Consider the following 20,331-nt stretch of genomic DNA (forward strand, 5'->3'; position numbering starts at 1 on the left):
CCTGCCTTATTTGAGCAAGCGGGACAATTCGCCTCTTGCCGCCACAAGCCCCCCTTTCTATTGTCCGAACTGGAATTTGAACAGGAGTCCCTTGTGTTGGGCGTAGTGATACCGCTGGAAGACAGCAAAAACAAACAGGCATCGGTCAAGCCGCTCGTCGATCTGACGAAGGCGGACATGGAGCGCGTTAATCAGCTGATCCTGTCCAAGGCGGGATCCGACGTCCAGATGATCCCGGAGGTGGCCAACCACCTGATCTCCTCCGGCGGCAAGCGCCTGCGCCCGATGCTGACGCTGGCCTCGGCCGCCATGTTCGGCTTTACCGGCGACGCCCATATCAAGCTTGCGACCGCAGTCGAGTTCATGCACACGGCCACGCTTCTGCATGACGACGTGGTCGACGAAAGCGATCTGCGGCGCGGCAAATCGACGGCACGGATGATCTGGGGCAACCAGGCCAGCGTTCTTGTCGGCGATTTCCTGCTCGGCCAGGCATTCCGCATGATGGTCGATGTCGGCTCGCTGGATGCGCTCGACGTGCTGTCCACAGCCGCTTCCGTGATTGCCGAAGGCGAAGTGCTGCAACTGTCCGTCGCCAAGAACATGGAGACGACGGAGGACGACTATCTGTCCGTCATCCGCGCCAAGACAGCGGCCCTGTTTGCAGCCGCGTCCGAAGTCGGCCCGATCGTCGCCAAGACCGACAAGGCCAGCCGCAACGCGCTGAAATCCTACGGCATGAATCTCGGCCTCGCCTTCCAGCTGGTCGACGATGTGCTCGACTATGGCGGCAAGGCGGCCGATCTCGGCAAGAATACCGGCGACGATTTCCGCGAAGGCAAGATCACCCTGCCCGTCATTCTCTCCTATCGCCGCGGCACGGCCGAGGAGCGCAGCTTCTGGCGGCAGGCCATCGAAGGCGGTGAGAGCAGCGACCAGAACCTGGAAAAAGCGCTTGGCCTGATCACCCGCTACGGCGGCCTCAGCGACACCATCGCCCGGGCCCAGCATTACGGTACGATTGCCCGCGATGCGCTGGCACCGCTGCCCGAATCACCTTGGAAGGACGCGCTTCTCGAGGTTATCGATTTCTGCATCGACCGCGTCAGCTGACGCGCCGTTGCAAGGATCGGCTGTCGCTTCGAGGAATTTCTTGCCGCACTGCGCCAAAAAAGCCATTCTATCCGTCCATGTTCCAGCTGCCGTCGAGCGGCGCTCACGATCGAGTGAGCCGAAGTTGACGGCAGTATGTCGAATTGCGTTTTGCCTTGCGTTCAAACCGATTCCGGTTTGCCGGGTTATGCGTTATTGATTTGGGACTGATTCCGCGCGAATCCGGTGTCGGCGCCAAGGGGCGCCGCTCGTAACGAAAGGCTTGTCATGCGGCAAAAACACCTTCTTCGCCTGCTCAGCGGCGCTGCCTTCCTGGCCCTGGCGTCGTTTTCCGGCGTAGCCACGAGCTTTGCCGAGGAAAAGCCTGCGGTCGAAGAAAGCAAGCCATTCGATCTGAATTCGGTCAACAGCTTCTCCGGCGCGTTTCTCGCTGCCCGCACGGCCGATGTCGATCACGATCTCGATACGGCAACCAAGCTCTATCGCACGGCGCTCGAATTCGAACCTGACAATGTCGACGTCAAGCAGCGCCTGATGATCACCTCGCTGATGAACGGCGATTTCGACGGCGGCGCCAAGATTGCCGAAGAGTTGAAGACCGACAGTTCCGTCGAGCGCATCACCACGATCACCCGCGCCGTCGAGGCGATCCGCAAGCGCGAATATCGCCACGCGCAGAAAATCCTCAATTATGAAGGCCCGAACGATCTCGACCGGCTGATGAACGGCCTGTTGCTCGGCTGGGCGAAGGCCGGCGAAGGCAAGCCGAAGGACGCGATCGCCGAGATCGAGGCGATGGAGGGACCGGAATGGTTCCGGATCTTCAAATCGTACCACCAGGGCGCCATTGCGCTGGCCGCCGGCGACAAGTCCACGGCCCGCTCCAAGCTGAATGATGCCGTTCTTGACCGCGAAGGCGGCAGCGCTGCCCCCGACACCTTCATGCGCGCCGTCGTTGCGCTGGCAAAACTCGAGGCCCGCGACGGCAACAAGCAGAAGGCACTCGACGCGGTTTCGGTCGGCGAAGGCTTCATCAGCAATTACGCACCGCTGAAAGCATTGCGCACCAGCATCGAAGAAGGCAAGCCGCAGGAACAGCAGGTCCGCAGCGCCACCCAGGGTGCGGCCGCCGTTCTGTTTTCGATCGGTGCGGCGCTCAACCGCGACGGCGCGGAAGACATCGTTTCGCTCTACCTGCAGACGGCGCGGGCGCTGGATCCGGAAAGCGCCGATATCCTCGTCATGCTCGGCGGCATCGCCGAAAACCTGAAGAAGCCCGAGCGGGCCATCGCGCTCTACAAGAGCGTGCCGGAAAATTCGCCGATGCGGCGCCTGTCGGAAATGCAGCTGGGGCTCAGCCTTGCCTCGATCGGCAAGGTCGATGAGGCCAAGCAGCATCTGAAGGAATTGATCGACCTTGATCCGAAGGACGTGCGCAGCTACCTCGCCTATGGCAGCGTGCTGTCGGATGCCAAGGACTACAAGGAAATGGGTCTGGTCTACGACCGCGCCGTCGAGGCGATCGGCCCGGTTCCGCAGCGCAGCGATTGGACGATCTTCTTCCAGCGCGGCATTGCCTATGAGCGCCAGAAAATGTGGGACAAGGCCGAGCCGAGCTTCAAGAAGGCGCTGGACCTCAACCCCGACCAGCCGCAGGTCTTGAACTATCTCGGCTATTCCTGGGTGGATATGAACATCAACCTCGACGAAGGCCTCGGCATGATCCGCAAGGCCGTCGATCTGAAGCCGGATGACGGTTACATCGTCGATTCGCTCGGCTGGGCCTATTTCCGGATGGGCCGTTTCGATGACGCCGTTGGCGAACTGGAGCGCGCGGTCGAACTGATGGCCGGCGATGCCACTATCAATGATCATCTCGGCGATGCGTACTGGCGCGTCGGCCGCAAGCTGGAAGCGGTGTTCCAGTGGAACCAGACGCTGGCGCTGAAGCCCGAGGAAGCGGAAATTCCGAAGATCAAGGCGAAGATCGAAAGCGGCCTGCCGCCGGTCGAAGTCAAGGTTCCGGCTGCCGCCGAAGCCGGCGACACTCAGCCGAAGAAGGTGACGCCGGACGTCGCTGCCGGCAAGAAATCCTGATCTTGCCTTTCAATGGTCATTGAGGATGGCATTTTCGGATTTTCTCTGACGCGCATAGCGCCGGCGAAAATCAATCTGGCTCTGCATGTGGTCGGCCAGCGGGCCGATGGTTATCATCTGCTGGAAAGCCTCGTGACCTTTGCCGATGCGGGAGACCGCATCGGCTTTTCCGTTTCCAATGAAGACCGCTTCACCCTCTCCGGCCGCTTTGCCGCCGATCTGCCGAACACGGGGGAAGCGTCGTATAGAAACCTGGTGCTGAAGGCCCGTGACCTGTTGCGCGCGCATCTCCACGAAAAGGGCATCAAGGCCGCGCCGGTCCATCTGCACCTCGAAAAGAACCTGCCGGTCGCCTCCGGCATCGGCGGCGGCTCGGCGGATGCGGCGGCGGCACTTCTTGGCTTGCTCGATCTCTGGCAGGCTTCCATCGATCGCAGCAGCCTGCAGCAAATAGCGCTGAAACTGGGCGCCGACGTGCCGATGTGCCTTTATGGCCGGCCGCTGGTTGCGCGCGGCATAGGTGAAGACATCCGGACGGTGATGGATTTTCCATCTTTTCCGATGCTGATCGTCAATCCGCTGAAGGCCGTTTCGACCCCGGTGATTTTCAAATCGCTGACGGACAAGACCAGGCCGCCGCTCTCGATGCCTCCGGGCAAGCCGCCGCGTGATGGCTGGATCGATGTTCTGAAAGACCTGCGCAACGATCTGGAGCCGCCTGCCCGCGCTCTTGAGCCGGAGATCGGAGCGGTCTCCGAGGCGCTTGGTCTGACGGGCGCCTCCTTTGTGCGGATGTCCGGATCGGGCGCTTCTTGCTTTGGCCTTTATGCAAGCGCTGAAGCCCGCGACGCGGCGGCGGCTGTTCTTTCCAGGCAGAACCCGAACTGGTACGTTCTGCCCTGCCACAGCGTCCATGGAGAGGAAGACCACGATGACCGAGAGTAAGGAGACAAGACCCTTCGTTCCGGTCGGCATCGCGGTCCTGACGGTTTCCGATACCCGCACGCTGGCGGACGACCGGTCCGGCGACACGCTGGCCGCCCGCATCACCGAGGCAGGACACCGGCTTGAGGCCCGTGCCATCGTACCGGATGACACGCAGAGAATTGCGGCACAGGTAAAGGCCTGGACGCTCACCGACACGATCGACGTGGTGATCACCACCGGCGGCACGGGCTTTACCGGACGTGACGTGACGCCGGAAGCGCTGGAGCCCTTGTTCGAAAAGCGCATGGACGGCTTTTCCGAGGTCTTCCACCGGATCTCCTATGACAAGATCGGCACCTCGACGATCCAGTCGCGCGCCACCGGCGGCGTCGCCAACGCCACCTTCATCTTCGTGCTGCCCGGCTCCCCCGGTGCCTGCAAGGATGCCTGGGACGGCATCCTGAAGCAGCAACTCGACTACCGGCACATGCCCTGCAATTTCGTCGAGATCATGCCAAGGCTGGACGAACACCTGAAGCGCGGCTGACCTCTCCGTTTCAGATAAACCCGATCTTCCCTGTTCCTTTCGTAACAGCGCGCCACGATGCGGCAGTGTAAAACTGTCCTCATCGAAAGACGGAACGAGGATGACAGGATGCAGGCTTATCTATCGACGGCGTCCGGTTTCCAGATCAATCCAGACAGCATGAACGAGGCGGATTTCACGCACTGAAAACCGCCACGCCAAGCGATACGACGCGGTGGCTGGGTTTTACGCGGCAAGACATTTTCACGGTCGATTTTTCAATGACGTCAGGGCAGGTTCGAAAGGGCCTGCTCTTTTTGCGGCGAGTTGCAGCTACAGCGTTTCCGCGCCCGGACGGTTGGCGATCGCCACCCAGGCCGGCACGAGTTCGCTTCCAAGCTTGCGTACGGCTCGCCCGCTGGCAAAATCGCCAAGCTGCATGGACGTTTTGGCGATCACCGCTGCCTGTTGCTTCGACAGCAGCAGCCCCAGCTCGAGCGGCGCCGGGCGGGCGACGATGCGCTGCAGCAACGGCCGGCGATACTGCCGGGAGGGCGAAAAGCGCGCCGGCATCTTGTTCAGCGACATATACTCCGCCACGTCGTCGATCCATCGCCCTACCGGCCGCGCACCTGCTTCAAGCAAGAGCAGCCAATCGCCGCGCGCGGAACGGACGATATCCGTCATGTCCCAACTGGTGCAGAAACGCGCACCCGCAGCGTCTGCCACCCGGCTGGAGCCATCCTGCGATGCGTGATCGAGAACGATCACGTCGCTCACCAGACCTTCCACGGCACCCGCCACAAGCGCCGACAGCGTCTGCGCAAGTTCAGCCTCGTTGTCGCGGGTTTCGGTGATGATCGTCAGCATCGCCGTCCATACCGCATTGCACACAGAATTTCCACAAGCCCTTCGTTTCCGGCCGATTAACATTTGATTCATGATGAATGCGCGCGCGCCCAAGCAGGATGCGGCACTCGGGAGAACGAGATCAACAGCTTTTTCCGATTTTTGTTCTTGCATTGTTCTCGTTTTCGCGATAGGAAAATAATCAGAGGATACTAAAAAGTCTGCAAGGATATTCCTCCGGAGAAACCCATGAACGAGCTGTCTCAGATCAGGCAGGGTGCTTTGGCGCCTGCCAATACGGCAGATATGGCCGAAGCGATGATTGCCAGCTCCGGGCTGCGCATCGAGATCGACCGGCGGCGCGGCCGGGGTGCTGCGATCAATTCGTCCGGGCGGTTCGAACCCCTATCGCGGCAACTCGAGGATGACGGCTGGGATTCCCTGGAGGATCTGCCGGTCTTCAAGACCGAAGTTCAGATCGAAAAGCCCCGCTCGATCATCAGCCGCAACGATTCGCCCGACATTCCCTTCGACCGTTCCGTCAATCCTTACCGGGGATGCGAGCACGGCTGCATCTATTGCTTCGCCCGCCCGACCCATGCCTATATGGGACTGTCGCCGGGGCTCGATTTCGAGGCAAAGCTGTTTGCCAAGCCGGATGCCGCAAAGCTTCTGGAGCGGGAGCTGGCCAAGCCCGGCTACAAGGTGCGCCCGATCGCCATCGGCACCAATACCGACCCCTACCAGCCGATCGAGAAGGAATGGCGGATCATGCGCCAGATCCTTGAGGTTCTCAAAGGAGCCGATCATCCTGTCATGATCGTCACCAAATCGGCGATGGTCATGCGCGATATCGATATCCTGGCGCCGATGGCGGAAAAGGGTCTCGCCAAGGTCGGCCTGTCGGTGACGACGCTCGACCGCAAGCTTGCCCGACTGATGGAACCACGGGCCTCGACACCGTCCAAGCGGCTGGAAGCGATCAAGGCGCTGACGGAGGCCGGCATTCCGGCAACGGTGATGATGGCACCAGTCATCCCGGCTCTCAACGACCATGAGATCGAACGGGTGCTGGACGCGGGCAAGACGGCCGGTGCGACGCATGCGAGCTACGTGCTGCTGCGCCTGCCGCTCGAAGTCAGCCCGCTGTTTCGCGACTGGCTGCTGCGCAACTATCCGGATCGCTACCGCCACGTCATGTCGCTGGTCCGCTCGATGCGCGGCGGCAAGGATTACGATGCCGAGTTCGGCAAGCGCATGAAGGGTGCCGGTCCCTATGCCTGGCAGATCGGCCGCCGTTTCGAGCTGGCGGCAAAGCGGCTGGAACTGAATGTCACGAGGCGCCCGCTGAACTGCGATCTTTTCGTTCCGCCACTCGGGACCGGCGTTCAGCTGTCGCTGCTCTAACGCAACGCTCAAGGGTTTTTCCGGGATCGATCCCGGAAATCGCAATACCGATGCTGTTTCCTGCCCCGAGGCAGCAGCGGTCATCCTGCGGCAACCGCCTCATTGCCGAAGGACTTGCAGGGAATCGGGCTTGTGTGCGAGTTTCGCCGCATGTCACGACGCACACCGCCCGATTCCCCCTTTCTTTTCGACACTATTGAAGGTCCCGACTTCAGCTTCGAGCTGGCCGGGCGCCGCGATGGGCTTTGGCCGGTCGCAGGCACCGATGAGGCCGGACGCGGCCCGTTGGCCGGCCCCGTCGTTGCCGCTGCCGTCATTCTCGATCCCGACAACATTCCGGACGGCTTGAACGACAGCAAGCAGCTGTCGATCGCCCGACGCGAGGAATTGTTCGATCTCATCCTGTCGTCCTCCATCGTCTCCATCGCCTCGTCTGCTGCTGCCAGGATCGATGACACGGATATCCGCAAGGCGAGCCTCGATGCCATGCGGCGGGCAGTCTTTGGCCTTTGCGTGGCGCCGGCCCTGGTGCTGGCGGATGGCCGCGACATACCCCCTGGGCTTGCCTGTGTAGGCAAGGCGGTCGTCAAAGGCGATGCCCGCTCGCTGTCGATCGCGGCGGCCTCGATCATTGCCAAGGTTTCGCGCGACCGGATGATGACCCGCGCCCATCTGGTTTTTCCCGCCTATGGGTTTTCCACCCATGCCGGCTATGCGACACGGCGCCACCGCAGCGCCATCGACGATCATGGCCCCTGCCCGCTGCACCGGATGAGCTTCCGGCCATTGCGGCAGGACGGCGTTGAAACAACGGACGAGGAATTGCCGGGCTGAGCCTTGAGACGACTGGCGCAGTCTTGGAGCAAGGGCTTGGAACAAGGGCCTGCGCCCTGCGTTTCCCTTTTTGTCATTGACGTCAAAAGCACAGCTGCGGTTTTTCTTGTGCGCGGCGCGCCCCCGGTAACAAACAGCCAGGCGGACGGGTTATAGAATCAAAAGCTACATGCACCCGCGATTCCCTCGAAAGGTTTTAAACCGTGTTTATTGGCTTGATCTTCCTCGCCGCCACAACAGCGACCAGCGTTCCCGCTGCGCAAGAGCCGACTGCGGACGCATTGCAATCGGATCTTCAGACCGCCTATAGCTGCAAGGATATCGATGGCCGCAAGGTCTGGAAGGGCGGGCTTGCCTATTACATCCAGTCGTTCGTCTACGACGACGGGACGCCGGATGATGCGGGCAATATGGCAACCGACGCAGTCCTGCCCAGTGATAACAGCGCAGAGACGATGCAGGAGTTCGAACAGGCCTGCCTGACCATGGCGCCGACTGCGAGTACCAGCAACTAAAAAGCTGGGCGCATCCGGCTGCCGATGGCTTTTGCTGGACGAGAGACACATACCGGCTCTCTTCAGCCCCCCGTCACAGGCACATCTTTCCCGGCAGGCGGCACTTCGCAAAAAAGGCAGGCACAAAAAAGGCCGGCGCGCGCCAGCCTTTTCAAATCTTTATGATGCAGTCGTTCAGTTCAGGCGCGTCTTCACGTCGCCGATCGCCTTGGCGAACAGGGCGGCCTGGGTTGCCGCATCCGACTTTGCCGTGATGACGCTTTCGGCAGCAGCGATGGCGATATCGACGGCGGTGGCACGAACCGAGTTGATGGCGTCGGTCTCGGCCTGCTTGATCTTCTGTTCCGACAGAGCCGTGCGGCGAGCGACGAATTCGTCGGTCTTCTGCTTGGCTTCGGCAGTCAGCATTTCAGCTTCGCGTTCAGCAGCGGCAACGATGTTGGCAGCTTCCGCTTCGGCTTCCTTGCGCTTGCGCTGGTATTCGACGAGCAGCGCTTGCGCTTCTGCGCGCAGGCGCTTGGCTTCCGCCAGTTCGTTGGTGATGCGGCCAGCGCGCTCGTCGAGCGACTTTGCCAGCATGCCCGGAACCTTCAGGTACACGATGAGAGCGAGGAAAAGCACCAAGCCGACTGTGGCCCAGAATGTGGCCAGTGAGGTCAAATCCATGATGCTCTCCTTACTTCGCCGCTTTGACCGCGGATGCGATCTCGGCCTTCGATACCTTGCCGCCGATCAACTGCTCGACGACGGCGGCCGCAGTTTCCTCAGCGATCGCACCAACGTCGGCCAGGGCCTTCGTCTTGATATCGGCGATACGGGCTTCGGCAGCGGAAATCTTGTTGTTCAGGCTGACTTCGACCGCAGTGCGATCGGCAGTAGCCTTTGCCTTTGCAGCTTCGCGCGCAGTCGATGCGATCGCGTTGCCCTTGGCCTTGGCAGCGGCCAGTTCCTGTTCGTAGGCAGCAATGGCTGCATCCGCCTCTGCCTTCGAGCGGGCGGCATCGTCGAGGTCGCGTGCGATCGTGTCGTTACGCGTCTCAAGAATGCTGCCGATTCGCGGCATGACGACCTTCGACATCAGAAGGTAGAAAAGACCGAAGGTAATCGCCAGCCAGAGAAGCTGCGATGCGAATGTCGAAGTATCGAAGGGCGGGAACACTCCCGAGCCATGTCCGCCTTCATGGGCTACACCGGTTTCGGTGTGGACCTCGCCGGCAGCGGCGTCGTGGGTCTCTGCGCCTTCGGTGGTGGTTGACTGGGCGTATGCCGCGGTCACAAACATGCTCACCTCCAGGTGCACTCAGAAAAGATGCGGGCCGCGACTTGAAACCGCGGCCCTGCCTTCAAGCCGAACTTAGACGGCGAAAAGGAGAAGCAGAGCTACGAGCAGCGAGAAGATGCCCAGAGCTTCCGTAACGGCGAAGCCGAATACGAGACGGCCGAACTGGCTGTCTGCTGCCGACGGGTTGCGCAGGGCGCCCGACAGGTAGCTACCGAAAATGTTGCCGAGGCCGAGAGCCGTGCCGGCCATACCGAGGCAAGCGAGACCTGCGCCGATGTACTTTGCTGCTTCCGCTTCCATGATTTTCTCCTTCGAAATGGTTGTTGCGGCTAATTTTGGTGCCTTGGCCGGTCGAAACCGGCCAGGCCCACGACTTTATTCCTTAGTGTCCGCCCGGATGCACTGCGTCGTTGAGGTACATGCAAGTCAGCACCGCAAAGACATAGGCCTGGAGGAAGGACACGAGGAATTCGAGGCCCGTAAGGGCCACGGTCATGATGAGCGGAAGGATCGCACCACCGATGCCCAGCGCGCCGAGGGTTCCGAGCGAGGCGACGAAGCCTGCGAACACTTTCAGCGTGATGTGGCCGGCCAGCATGTTCGCAAAGAGACGAACCGAAAGGCTGATCGGACGGGACAGGAAGGAGATCACTTCGATTGCAATAACCAAAGGCAGAAGGATACCGGGTACGCCAGAGGGCACGAACACATTGAGGAAGCCAAGGCCGTGCTTATAGAAACCGTAGACGAGAACAGTGCCGATGACGAAGAGCGCAAGCGCAAAGGTCACGACGATCTGGCTGGTAACGGTGAAAAAGTAGGGAACCATGCCGAGCATGTTCGCTGTCAGGATGAACATGAACAGCGAGAACACCATCGGGAAGAATTTCATGCCGTGGGAGCCGGCGCCTTCGCGCAGCATCGAGGCGATGAATTCATAGGAAATCTCGGAGACGGACTGCATGCGGCCGGGAACCAGACTGCGCGTCGACGTCGTGAAATAGAGGAATGCCGTGGCCACGGCGAGCGTTGCCACCATGAACAGAGAGGCATTGGTGAAAGAGAAATCAATACCGCCAATTTCGATCGGAATGATCTTGTTGACCACAAACTGGTGTACCGGATCTACCTTATCGCCTGCCACAGCCGCTCTCTCTCGTTACAAACCGCCAAGGGGCGGATATTTCAACCTGCGACAACAGCGTGTTTACGCGTCGTCACTCTTGTTCTTGATGCCCTTGCCCAGCGTATCTGCCGGGTGAGGCGCTGCCACCATGCCCGCCGAACGCAGCACGTTCAGCACACCGGCACAAAAACCAAGCAGGAGAAGCACAATCATCCCCCACGGCGCTGTACCCGCAAAATGGTCCAAAAGATAGCCCAGAAGTGCACCGACAATGATCGCCGCCACAAATTCGCTCGAAAGCTTGATAGCGACCTGATAGCCCTTGCGGTTCTGCGCAGCGCGCGCTTCATCCGCAGCGTATTTCGGGTCTTCCTTGCGCTTTTCAGACAGCTCGGACCCGAGGCGTTTCAGCCGATCTTCCAGACCCTCTTTCCGGTTCTCCGTCATGTGGCGTCCTCCCTTTTGCTACCGTCACGGTGATAAACCATGAGCTTGGTCACACAAAGGCCGGATTTGAAGCCACCGCTCGGCCCGTTCTGAAGTCGGCCGCAACATAGTTTTAGGGGCCTGCATAGTCAAGGCACCTGAAGCCCTTGTTAGGGCACAATATTATTGAATAAAAACATTGATTTAGTCGATGAAAGCGAAGACTTGGCCGGATTCGCCGGGAATCACTTGAGGCTTTGCCGGACCATCACAGGAATGGTGCGCCCGGCCTCAGCCGCTTGGCTGGCCATCAGCTCCAGCCGCCGCCATAGGTGCGGTAGAAGATATGCTTGCCGATCTTGGAGACCCGCTTCATCGTCGGACCCCAGTCAGGCTTCACATAGGTCGCATGATAATGCGTCGCGGAGCCGACTTCGGGGAACCAGATCTTGCCGGCAGTCACAGCCAGGGCGATTTCCTTGGCGGTCGCCCAGGCGGAGCGCGACCAGACGATGTCGGGAATGCGATCGCAGGCAAACGAGAACTGGCACCGATTGTACCAACCCTTGTTCTGATAGACGACACCGCAGACCGTCGACGGATAGGCCGGATTGCGGACGCGGTTGAGAATGACCTGGGCGACGGCCGCCTGGCCTTTCAGCGTTTCGCCGCGCGATTCGAAATAGATGCCCGAGGTCAGGCATTTCTGTTCGGCTTCAGAAAAGACCGAGGCAGGCAGCGGATTGGCAGCCCAGGCGTGATCTTCCGGGGCGATATCGGGAATGAAACGGCCACCGGTCTTGTTTTCCCGCAGGATCGAATCGAACGGCGACTGCCGAGAATAGTCGGGCTCAGCGGGTGCGTAGGCGGTGGCAAGAATATCGGCAGACTGGTTGGTCACCAGGCTGGCCAGCATCGGCGACATGCCCGGATCGATCTTCGGAGCCTTCTTCTTGTAGAAGGCCGTGGCAATCTTGATTTCCTTGCCCTGGATCTTGGACTTGGAAAACACCATCCGCTCCGCCGCATCGAACAAAGGATCGGTCAGCGAGCTGGTACGCTGCAGGATCGAGCCTGCGGTAAAATCCTTCGGCGGCGTGACGGGCGCAACGGCAATGATGCGGCCCTTCTTGTCCTTGCGGTTGACACGGTCTTCGTCGGTGCGCGGATCGGCCTGTTTCTGCTCGGCGCTCAGGGAGACCTTGCCACCATCCGGCATGTCGATCCCTGCCCCATCGCCGATCGCGCCGGTGACGACCGGATCGTTGAAGACCATCTCGACCTCGTGCAGCGAGCCTGCCGGCGAGCGGGTCATGTGCATGCGCCAGCGTTCGCCGCCGCGATTGATGCCGGAGAGGAAGGTGGCAAGATCGGAATGGGCAGCGACCGAGGGAAACCCGACGAACAGACCGATGCCCAGCATCAAGGGGGCAGTCCAGCGCGCGGACGGCAAACCGGACGGAAAACGCAACACTTTACTCTTACGCACCAACCGTACTCCACGCACTGACAGACGCGGGTCTCCATCCGGCAAAAATACCCGGACCGTCTATCCCCGCGGAAGTGAATCGGACGAGCGGTGACATCGCGTTCAATCACGTGTTTACCGCTTCAACTGCCCTGACAATGAAGCATTAACCTTGATGGTTGGTTAATGACGCCGGCCTGGAATGCGGGGGCTGAACGCAAAACGCCTCCCGGCCAAGGCGCAGGAGGCGTTTTGGAATTCTGCTTGCAATCAGATGATGACGTGCGAGCCCAGTTCCACCACGCGATTGGTCGGCAGGCGGAAATAGTCGGATGGGTCGATGGCGGCATTGGCAAGGCCGATGAACAGCCTGTCCTGCCAGTGCGGCATGCCCGATTGCGCATCCGGAACCAGCTTGCGCCGTCCCAGATAGAACGAGGTCGACATGATGTCGAACTTCAACCCGGTCTTGCGGAACAGGCCGAGCGCCTGCGAGACGTTCTGGGTTTCCATATAGCCGAAGCGCATTTCCAAGAGGCTGAAGCGCTCCGACAGGCTGCTTGCCGTGACACGCTGGTCCTTGGGCACCACCGGTGTGTTCAACGTGCGGATCGTCAGGATGAAGTTCTGCGCGTGCAGCACGTGGTTGTGCTTGATATTGTGTAAGAGCGCTGCCGGCGTCGATTCCGGATCGCTGGTCAGGAAGATCGCCGTTCCCGGCACCGACACAGGCGCATGTTCGCTCTTGCGCTCGATCGACTTGACGAAGGAGGCGAGCGGAATGTCGGTATGCCGCGTCTTGTCGTGCAGGATCTTGGTGCCGCGCCGCCATGTCCACATGATGACGATGATCGCTGCGGCGATCAGCACCGGCACGTAACCGCCGTCATGGATCTTCAACATGTTGGCGCCGAAGAAGATCAATTCCAGCATGAGCAGCGGCAGCAGGGTGCCGATCGCCAGATAGAGCGGCCACCGCCAGCGCACCCGCACGAACTCGTAGGCGAGGAACGTATCGACGACCATCGCGCCGGTGACGGAGATACCATAGGCGGTGGCGAGCGATTCGGACGAGCCGAAGACGAACACCAGCAGCATGACGCCGAACATCAGCAGCATGTTGACATTGGGAAGATAGATCTGGCCGGTCTGGGTTTCCGACGTATGAAAGATCGCCATGCGCGGCAGGAAGCCGAGATGGATCGCCTGGCGCGTCAGCGAGAAGGCACCCGTGATGACGGCCTGGGCGGCGATGATCGTGGCACAGGTGGCAAGGATGACCACCGGCAGCAAGGCCCATTCCGGGAACATCAGGTAGAACGGATCGGACATCGCTTCCGGATGCTTCAGGACGAGAGCGCCCTGCCCCAGATAGTTCAATGCCAGCGCCGGAAAGACGAGGCCGATCCACGCCCACTGGATAGGCTTGCGGCCGAAATGGCCGAGATCGGCGTAAAGCGCCTCGGCACCCGTGACCGTCAGGAAGACGGCGCCGAGCACGACAATGCCGACATAACCGGCATGAAATAGGAAATGAACGGCATAATAGGGATTGAACGCGGCGAGAATGCCGTAGTCATCGGTAATGTGGCTGATGCCGGCAACCGCCAGCACGATGAACCACAAAGCCATGATCGGGCCGAAGAATTTCGAGACCGCCGCCGTGCCGCGCGATTGCACGGCAAAGAGCAGGAGCAGGATGACCACCGAGATCGGCACCACATAGGGCGACAGCGCCGGCGTCACCAGTTTCAGGCCTTCGACCGCCGAGAGTACGGACAGGGCGGGCGCGATGATCGCATCGCCGATGAACAAGGCAGCACCGGCGATGCCGAGGAAGAACAGCCGGTTGGCGCGCTTGCTGGAATATTTCATCAAGAGCGCCAGCAGCGACAGCGTACCGCCCTCGCCATTGTTGTCGGCCCGCAGCAGGAACAGCACGTATTTCAGGGTGACGATGATGGTCAGCGTCCAGATCATCAGCGAGATCAACCCGATGATCTCAAGACGGGTCACGCCATCAGCGGAAACCGGGCGCAGGGCTTCACGAAACGCGTAAAGCGGGCTGGTACCGATATCGCCATAGACAACACCGATCGAACCAAGGGACAGAGCCAGAAGCTTCCGTATTTCCTTGTCGCGCGTCTCCGGTTTAGCTGCAGAATGAGACATCTGAATATTTCGGGCTCTCAGAGCCAGCCTTTCCAGCGAAAGAAATAGTAGGGGACGATGGCCGAAATCACCATGCCGATCACGGCCATGGGATAACCGAACGCCCATTTCAGTTCAGGCATGAAGTCGAAGTTCATGCCGTAGAGCGAAGCGACGAGGGTCGGGGGCAGAAAGACGACCGCTGCAATCGAGAAAATCTTGATGATGGCGTTCTGTTCGACGTTGATCAGCCCAAGGGATGCATCCAAGAGGAAAGTGATGTTTCCCGAAATGAACGAGGCATGCTCCGACAGCGACTGGATATCGCGCGAAATTGTCCGACAGAGCTCCTTGGTCTCCTTGTTCTCTTGAACAGCCGGGACGGTATAGAGAAATGTCAGGACGCGGGAGAGCGACGCAAGGCTGTCGCGGGTCTTCGCCACCAGCCGGTGATGCGACGCCACGTCCATCAGCTTGGCTTCGAGATAATGCGGCGGGCGGCGCTTGCCGACGGGCCGATCACCGAACACCTGCAGTGACAAGCCATCGATCCGGGCAACGGCGATCTCGAGAATCTCGGCGGTGCGATCGACGATGGTTTCGAAAAGCCGCGTCACCAGGACCGTTCCGGTCGCGCACCCGCCGGGAATGCGGTGCATCGCGGCCGTGAACAGATCGAATGCCTTGGGCTCGTCATAACGGATGGTGATCAACAGGCCCTTGGTCAGAACGAAGGCGATATCGGCCAGCTCCGGATGTCCGCCTTCAGCCTTGCAAACCAGCGATGCCGTCATGAAAACAGCATCCTTGGCGGTGTAGAGACGGCTGGAGGGCTCGATGTCCTTCAGGTCGTCGCGGGTCGGCACGTCGATGCCGAGGAACCCCTCAACCAGAAGATCTTCGGCCTTGTCCGGACGCAGCATGTCGATCCAGACCACATCGGACGGCAGGGACGTGGGAGGCTGCACCGCGCTGATAACCACGGCTTGCCCATTGTCACGATAGGCAGTGATCATGCTGCGGACCTTGTGCGGGCGCCACCGGCGCAGACGCAGGCTATCACCGCATCGCGGTGGCGACGGACGGTAACAGGAGCTGGACTATGGCGAACCGGAACCGGCCGGCCGTATAACATCAAAGCTGCGCGCGGCAGATCCATATGGAAACTCTCGTCGTTTACGACAAACCCTCAAACGGTCATCACAGTCATGCGGAGCCCGACGGAGGGCAGCACCGCTGGTGCAGCCTTGCGGATGCGGGGAGGCATATGGAACAAGGCACGCTCAAAATCAATGCAGAAAGTGGCAAAGCGCCACAATGTCGCCTAAAGACTTAACGACGCTCGCCGCCCGAATGTCAACAGCCGCCCTTTTCGGGTCGGGTTTTCCGCAGCCCGCGCGGCAGATATCAGCGACTTCCCGCTTTCCTCGCGGCTCACTCGAACACGATGTTCGGCATGGTGCGGGCCTTGTCTCCCTGATGGGCGCCGACCTGCTCCCAGACCTTCCTGGCGATCTCGCGATAGACGCGGGCGATCTCGCTGTCGGGCTCGGACGCAACAACCGGCGTGCCTGCATCGGAGGTCTCGCGGATACCCATGGTCAAGGGCACTTCGCCAAGGAACGGCACGCCGATCCGCTCGGCCTCCTTGCGGGCGCCGCCATGGCCGAAGATGTCGTAGCGATTGCCGGTATCGGGAGCGATGAAATAGCTCATGTTTTCGACGATGCCGAGGACCGGCACCTCGACCTTGCGGAACATCGCCAGTCCCTTGCGCGCATCGATCAGCGCCAGGTCCTGCGGCGTCGAGACGATGACGGCACCGGCCAGCGGCACCTGCTGCGCCATGGTCAGCTGGGCGTCGCCCGTCCCCGGCGGCATGTCGACGACGAGCACGTCGAGATCGCCCCAGGCGACTTCGCGCAGCATCTGCAACAATGCCGACTGGATCATCGGCCCACGCCAGATCATCGCGACTTCCTCATCGACGAGGAAGCCCATCGACATGACCTTCAGACCGTAATTTTCCATCGGCCGGATCATCCGGCCTTCGATCTGCTGCGGCCGTCCGGAAATCTTCAACAGGCGCGGCATCGACGGGCCATAGATATCGGCATCGAGAATGCCGACGCGCAGACCATTGGCCTTCAGCGCCAGGGCGAGGTTGACGGATGTGGTCGACTTGCCGACTCCACCCTTGCCGGAGGCAACAGCGATAATTGCGCCCACGCCCGGAATCCCGGCTTTTGCCGCAGCTGTGGGTGTACGCGGGGCGGCCGCGGCGGCAGCCGGTGAGTGACTGTGGCCCGTATGGGAATGGCCGGCATGCGAATGGCCCGGCTTGGATGGCGCGGCAGCGGGACGCTGGACCGGCGCGGAAGACGAGGCGCCTTTCTTGTCGGCCGTCAGCGCCACCATGGCGCCCTTGACGCCCGGGATATCCTTGACCACCCGTTCGGCGGCGGCACGCAAGGGATCGAGTTCGCGCGCCCGCTCGGCCGGGACGGTAATCGAGAAATAGACCTTGGAATCGGAAATGAAGACATCGGAGACCAAGCCCATATCGACGATATTGCCGTCCATATCCGGTCCTCGAACGCCTCTGAGCTTGTCGAGAACCTGTTCCTTGGTCACGTCGGTCATGTCATTCACTCCTGCCGCCAGCGCGGCTGGTTTGCCCTGCTGTCTCTGCCATGCGTTTCTGCACTGTCATTCATACCAGTCCCGCCACTGGAAAACCGACCATCGGGACTGGCTATTAGATAATCGAGCCGGAGTGTTTCGCCAATGAGGCGGGTCAGAAAAACCGGAACAAAAGAAAAGGCCGCTCTCTGCCGTGTGGTGTCCGTACATCCGGGATCACCTTTGGCTGAAAGCGGCCTTGTCTGTCGCGACCTTCTTGGGCGCAGTCCTTATTATAGTCCCCTCTGGACATGCCTTTTACAAAGCAGGAACCGTGCCAGTTTGGGAAAGCCGTTGAAAACCGGCGTTTGGCGATCGGCGCCAGTGCGGCGCAACATCAAATCCGGCTAGTTATTGTGCAGTTGCGTTGCACAGCTTGCGGCATTGCCGGATTTTGCGACAAGGACGTTGGCAGAAGGGCGCCGCCAGGCGGCGCCCTTGTTCTTGCTCAAAATTCGTCCCAGCCGTCATTGGCCGGTGCAGCAGCGGCGCCACCATGTCCCTGGAACGCACCGGCAAGTTTCTGGCCGAGCGAGCGGGCGGGCGACTGGACAGCCGGTGTCGTCACCGAGGCCGGCCGGATGCCCGGCTTTGACAGGGAGGAACTGCGGACGGGAGCGGCGGGTGCCCGGTGCGATCCGGTATCGGCCGCAGCACGGTGCAGGCTCGCCTGTGACACCTCGCCAAGCTGGAAGTTCGACAGCAGCGTCGTCAGCGCCGAGGCTTCGGCGGCAAGCGTGTGGCTGGCAGCGGTCGATTCCTCGACCATGGCCGCATTCTGCTGCGTGCCCTGATCCATGACGTTGACGGCGCGGTTGATGTCGTTGAGGCCGATCGACTGTTCGCGGGCCGCCTCGACGATCGAGGAGACACGCAGGTTGATTTCATCGACCTCGTGGACGATCACTTCCAGCGCCTTGCCGGCCTGGCCGACCAGTTCGACGCCGGTCTTGACCTGCTGACCGGATTTCGAAATCAAAGCCTTGATTTCCTTGGCCGCATTGGCCGAACGCTGGGCGAGTTCACGCACTTCCTGGGCAACGACGGCAAAGCCCTTGCCTGCATCGCCGGCACGCGCGGCTTCGACACCGGCGTTGAGGGCCAGCAGGTTGGTCTGGAAGGCGATTTCGTCGATGACGCCGATGATGCTCGAGATTTCCTGCGACGACGTTTCAATCTGGCCGACGGCATCGATGGCACTCTTGACGACGGCGCTCGATGTCTGTGCACCCGATTTTGCCTTGGCGACCAGCTGGCCGGCCTCTTCGGCACGCACGGTGGAGTCCCGCACCGAGGCGGTGATCTGGTCGAGCGCTGCGGCGGTTTCCTCGACGGAGGCAGCCTGCTGTTCGGTGCGCTTGGCCAGATCGTCGGCCGAGGAACGGATTTCGGCCGATCCGGCCTGAATGCCGAGCGCATTATTGCCGACCGACTGCAGGGTCTGCTGCAGGGTGGTCATCGAGCTGTTGAAGTCTTCGCGCAGCGCGTCAAGCGAGCCGATGAACGGCGTCATCAGGCGGAACGTGACGTCGCCGTCGGCCAGCCGCTGCAGGCCGGTGCCGAGTTCGGTGACGGCAAAGCGCATCTGGCGCTCGTTTTCCTGCGTCTCTGCGGCGCGGCGCTGGCGTTCTTCCTCGCTGAGCGTACGGGTTTCTGCGGCTTCGGCCTCAAGGCGCTGCTTGGCGATCGTCGCGTCGCGCAGGATGGCAAGCGAGCGGGCCATGTCGCCGATTTCGTCATTGCGCTCGGCATCGCCAATGACGATACCGGTATTGCCCCTGGCGATTTCGCCGGTGGCATTGACGATGGCTTCGAGGCGGCGGCGGAAGCGGTTGGAGATCAAGACACCAAGCAGCACCAGCAGTACCGAGGCGACACCGATGATGATGACGGAAATCCAGGCCATGCGCGTCAGATAGGCAAAGACTGTCGATTTCGGCACGGAGACGATTGCGTACCAGGCGGTATCCGGCAATAGCTGGACGGGAACGGCCACGGAAAGGAAGTCCGTCCCATCCTCGCCGGCGACCTCGACCGGCTTGCCTGGGTTGTCAATCATCTGCTGCCACGCGGCAGCATCGACGCTGCTATCCTTGAATGCCTTGCCGAGATTGTCGGCGTTGACGTGACTGAGGAAATGTCCGCCTTGCGAGACAAGCGCGACATTTCCATCGCCGAGCGGCTTCATGCCGGCGAGTTTCGATGTCAGGCTGTCGAGCGCAATGTCGATACCGGTGACGCCGAGTGGCTTGCCATCAACGGTGACGGGACCGACCAGTGTGGTCATCATCACGTCCTTGCCGTCGACCACGTATTTGTAGGGTTCGATCACCACCATCTTCTGTGCCTTGAACGGCAGCTGGTAGTAATCGCCCGGCCCAGGCTTGTCGTAGTCGGTGAGCGGCGTCACATCGATCTTGCCACCCGCACGAACCCAGTAAGGAACATAACGACCGGTCGCGTCATGTCCCGGCTTGTTGACATAATCCGCGTCCTTGCCGTCGAAAGCGTTCGGCTCCCAGCCGCTCCAGACACCGAGCGCGAAGGGACTGTCCTGAAGAGCCTTTCGCATCATCGCATCGGCCGAGGTGCGGTTTGCCGCCCCGGATGTTTCAAGCGCTGAAAAAACGCTCTGGAAGGTCGCGACGAGCTGCAGGCCCTGGGTCAGCTGCGATTTCAGATCGGCGGCGGTCAGCGCGGCGGCGGCGTTCATTTCGTCGACGCTGCGACGTTTGACTTCGGAATAGGAGATCCAGAACAGTGTGCCCGCAGTCACCACCGTGGCAAAGAGCCCGGTCGCCACCACGGAGAATATATTACGGGAGGTCGCAGTCTTGAACAGCATCTCGTATCCTCGCAAGCGCGACGGCAACGGGCGAAGGCCACACGTGTTGCTGCGTCACATGAATATCATTTTGGAAAATGGTG

Annotated in this window: 18 protein-coding genes; 7 read left to right on the forward strand and 11 right to left on the reverse strand. The window is 60.8% G+C overall.

Going from position 1 to position 20,331, the window contains the following annotated elements:
* The first annotated feature begins 96 nt into the window (after positions 1–96).
* The 4 genes from ACP7E6_RS06425 to moaB all read left to right on the forward strand — a co-directional run bounded on the left by ACP7E6_RS06425 (position 97) and on the right by moaB (position 4,684).
* Complete coding sequence (locus tag ACP7E6_RS06425; RefSeq protein ID WP_426229428.1) at positions 97–1,113, forward strand: polyprenyl synthetase family protein; 1,017 nt, start codon at positions 97–99, stop codon at positions 1,111–1,113.
* Between the two features lie 267 nt (positions 1,114–1,380).
* Entirely contained in the window at positions 1,381–3,210 is a 1,830-nt protein-coding gene (locus ACP7E6_RS06430; protein ID WP_426228910.1) for a tetratricopeptide repeat protein, read from the forward strand.
* 12 nt (positions 3,211–3,222) lie between these two features.
* Positions 3,223–4,155, forward strand: a complete 933-nt coding sequence (locus ACP7E6_RS06435; protein ID WP_426228911.1) for a 4-(cytidine 5'-diphospho)-2-C-methyl-D-erythritol kinase — start codon at positions 3,223–3,225, stop codon at positions 4,153–4,155.
* Positions 4,142–4,684 (forward strand): molybdenum cofactor biosynthesis protein B, encoded by a 543-nt coding sequence (moaB, locus tag ACP7E6_RS06440; RefSeq protein WP_426228912.1) that lies wholly within the window; start codon positions 4,142–4,144, stop codon positions 4,682–4,684. Before ACP7E6_RS06435 ends, moaB begins: the two co-directional genes overlap by 14 nt.
* A gap of 312 nt (positions 4,685–4,996) precedes the next feature.
* Here moaB and ACP7E6_RS06445 read toward each other — a convergent pair whose 3' ends face one another.
* Positions 4,997–5,533 carry a glycosyl transferase gene (locus ACP7E6_RS06445; protein ID WP_426229429.1) on the reverse strand — a complete coding sequence of 179 codons (537 nt, stop codon included), beginning with the start codon at positions 5,531–5,533 and terminating at the stop codon, positions 4,997–4,999.
* A 228-nt stretch (positions 5,534–5,761) separates the two neighbouring features.
* On the opposite strand from ACP7E6_RS06445, the gene ACP7E6_RS06450 reads away from it, so the two are divergent.
* The 3 genes from ACP7E6_RS06450 to ACP7E6_RS06460 all read left to right on the forward strand — a co-directional run bounded on the left by ACP7E6_RS06450 (position 5,762) and on the right by ACP7E6_RS06460 (position 8,268).
* Positions 5,762–6,919 carry a PA0069 family radical SAM protein gene (locus ACP7E6_RS06450; RefSeq protein ID WP_426125155.1) on the forward strand — a complete coding sequence of 386 codons (1,158 nt, stop codon included), beginning with the start codon at positions 5,762–5,764 and terminating at the stop codon, positions 6,917–6,919.
* A gap of 150 nt (positions 6,920–7,069) precedes the next feature.
* A complete protein-coding gene (locus ACP7E6_RS06455; RefSeq protein ID WP_426228913.1) occupies positions 7,070–7,753 on the forward strand; it encodes a ribonuclease HII in 684 nt (227 codons plus the stop codon).
* 203 nt (positions 7,754–7,956) lie between these two features.
* Positions 7,957–8,268: a hypothetical protein gene (locus tag ACP7E6_RS06460; RefSeq protein WP_426228914.1), complete on the forward strand. Its 312-nt coding sequence runs from the start codon at positions 7,957–7,959 to the stop codon at positions 8,266–8,268.
* A gap of 174 nt (positions 8,269–8,442) precedes the next feature.
* Here ACP7E6_RS06460 and ACP7E6_RS06465 read toward each other — a convergent pair whose 3' ends face one another.
* The 10 genes from ACP7E6_RS06465 to ACP7E6_RS06510 all read right to left on the reverse strand — a co-directional run bounded on the left by ACP7E6_RS06465 (position 8,443) and on the right by ACP7E6_RS06510 (position 20,248).
* A complete protein-coding gene (locus tag ACP7E6_RS06465; RefSeq protein ID WP_426125161.1) occupies positions 8,443–8,934 on the reverse strand; it encodes a F0F1 ATP synthase subunit B in 492 nt (163 codons plus the stop codon).
* A 10-nt stretch (positions 8,935–8,944) separates the two neighbouring features.
* Positions 8,945–9,550 carry a F0F1 ATP synthase subunit B gene (locus ACP7E6_RS06470; protein ID WP_426125163.1) on the reverse strand — a complete coding sequence of 202 codons (606 nt, stop codon included), beginning with the start codon at positions 9,548–9,550 and terminating at the stop codon, positions 8,945–8,947.
* Positions 9,551–9,622: 72 nt separating this feature from the next.
* Positions 9,623–9,850: a F0F1 ATP synthase subunit C gene (locus tag ACP7E6_RS06475; RefSeq protein WP_056332699.1), complete on the reverse strand. Its 228-nt coding sequence runs from the start codon at positions 9,848–9,850 to the stop codon at positions 9,623–9,625.
* A gap of 82 nt (positions 9,851–9,932) precedes the next feature.
* Positions 9,933–10,694: a F0F1 ATP synthase subunit A gene (locus ACP7E6_RS06480; protein ID WP_426125166.1), complete on the reverse strand. Its 762-nt coding sequence runs from the start codon at positions 10,692–10,694 to the stop codon at positions 9,933–9,935.
* A 63-nt stretch (positions 10,695–10,757) separates the two neighbouring features.
* Positions 10,758–11,123 (reverse strand): AtpZ/AtpI family protein, encoded by a 366-nt coding sequence (locus tag ACP7E6_RS06485; RefSeq protein ID WP_426228915.1) that lies wholly within the window; start codon positions 11,121–11,123, stop codon positions 10,758–10,760.
* Positions 11,124–11,412: 289 nt separating this feature from the next.
* Positions 11,413–12,591: a cell wall hydrolase gene (locus ACP7E6_RS06490; RefSeq protein WP_426228916.1), complete on the reverse strand. Its 1,179-nt coding sequence runs from the start codon at positions 12,589–12,591 to the stop codon at positions 11,413–11,415.
* 249 nt (positions 12,592–12,840) lie between these two features.
* Positions 12,841–14,742: a potassium transporter Kup gene (locus tag ACP7E6_RS06495; protein ID WP_426228917.1), complete on the reverse strand. Its 1,902-nt coding sequence runs from the start codon at positions 14,740–14,742 to the stop codon at positions 12,841–12,843.
* 17 nt (positions 14,743–14,759) lie between these two features.
* The gene (locus ACP7E6_RS06500; RefSeq protein WP_426228918.1) at positions 14,760–15,737 is read right to left on the reverse strand and encodes a magnesium transporter CorA family protein; all 978 of its coding nucleotides are present in this window, start codon (positions 15,735–15,737) and stop codon (positions 14,760–14,762) included.
* A 418-nt stretch (positions 15,738–16,155) separates the two neighbouring features.
* Positions 16,156–17,364 carry an iron-sulfur cluster carrier protein ApbC gene (gene apbC / locus ACP7E6_RS06505; RefSeq protein ID WP_426228919.1) on the reverse strand — a complete coding sequence of 403 codons (1,209 nt, stop codon included), beginning with the start codon at positions 17,362–17,364 and terminating at the stop codon, positions 16,156–16,158.
* Positions 17,365–17,851: 487 nt separating this feature from the next.
* Positions 17,852–20,248 carry a methyl-accepting chemotaxis protein gene (locus ACP7E6_RS06510; protein WP_426228920.1) on the reverse strand — a complete coding sequence of 799 codons (2,397 nt, stop codon included), beginning with the start codon at positions 20,246–20,248 and terminating at the stop codon, positions 17,852–17,854.
* Positions 20,249–20,331 lie beyond the last annotated feature (83 nt).

The organism is Pararhizobium sp. DWP3-4 (assembly GCF_049898205.1).
Taxonomy (GTDB): Bacteria; Pseudomonadota; Alphaproteobacteria; order Rhizobiales; family Rhizobiaceae; genus Pararhizobium.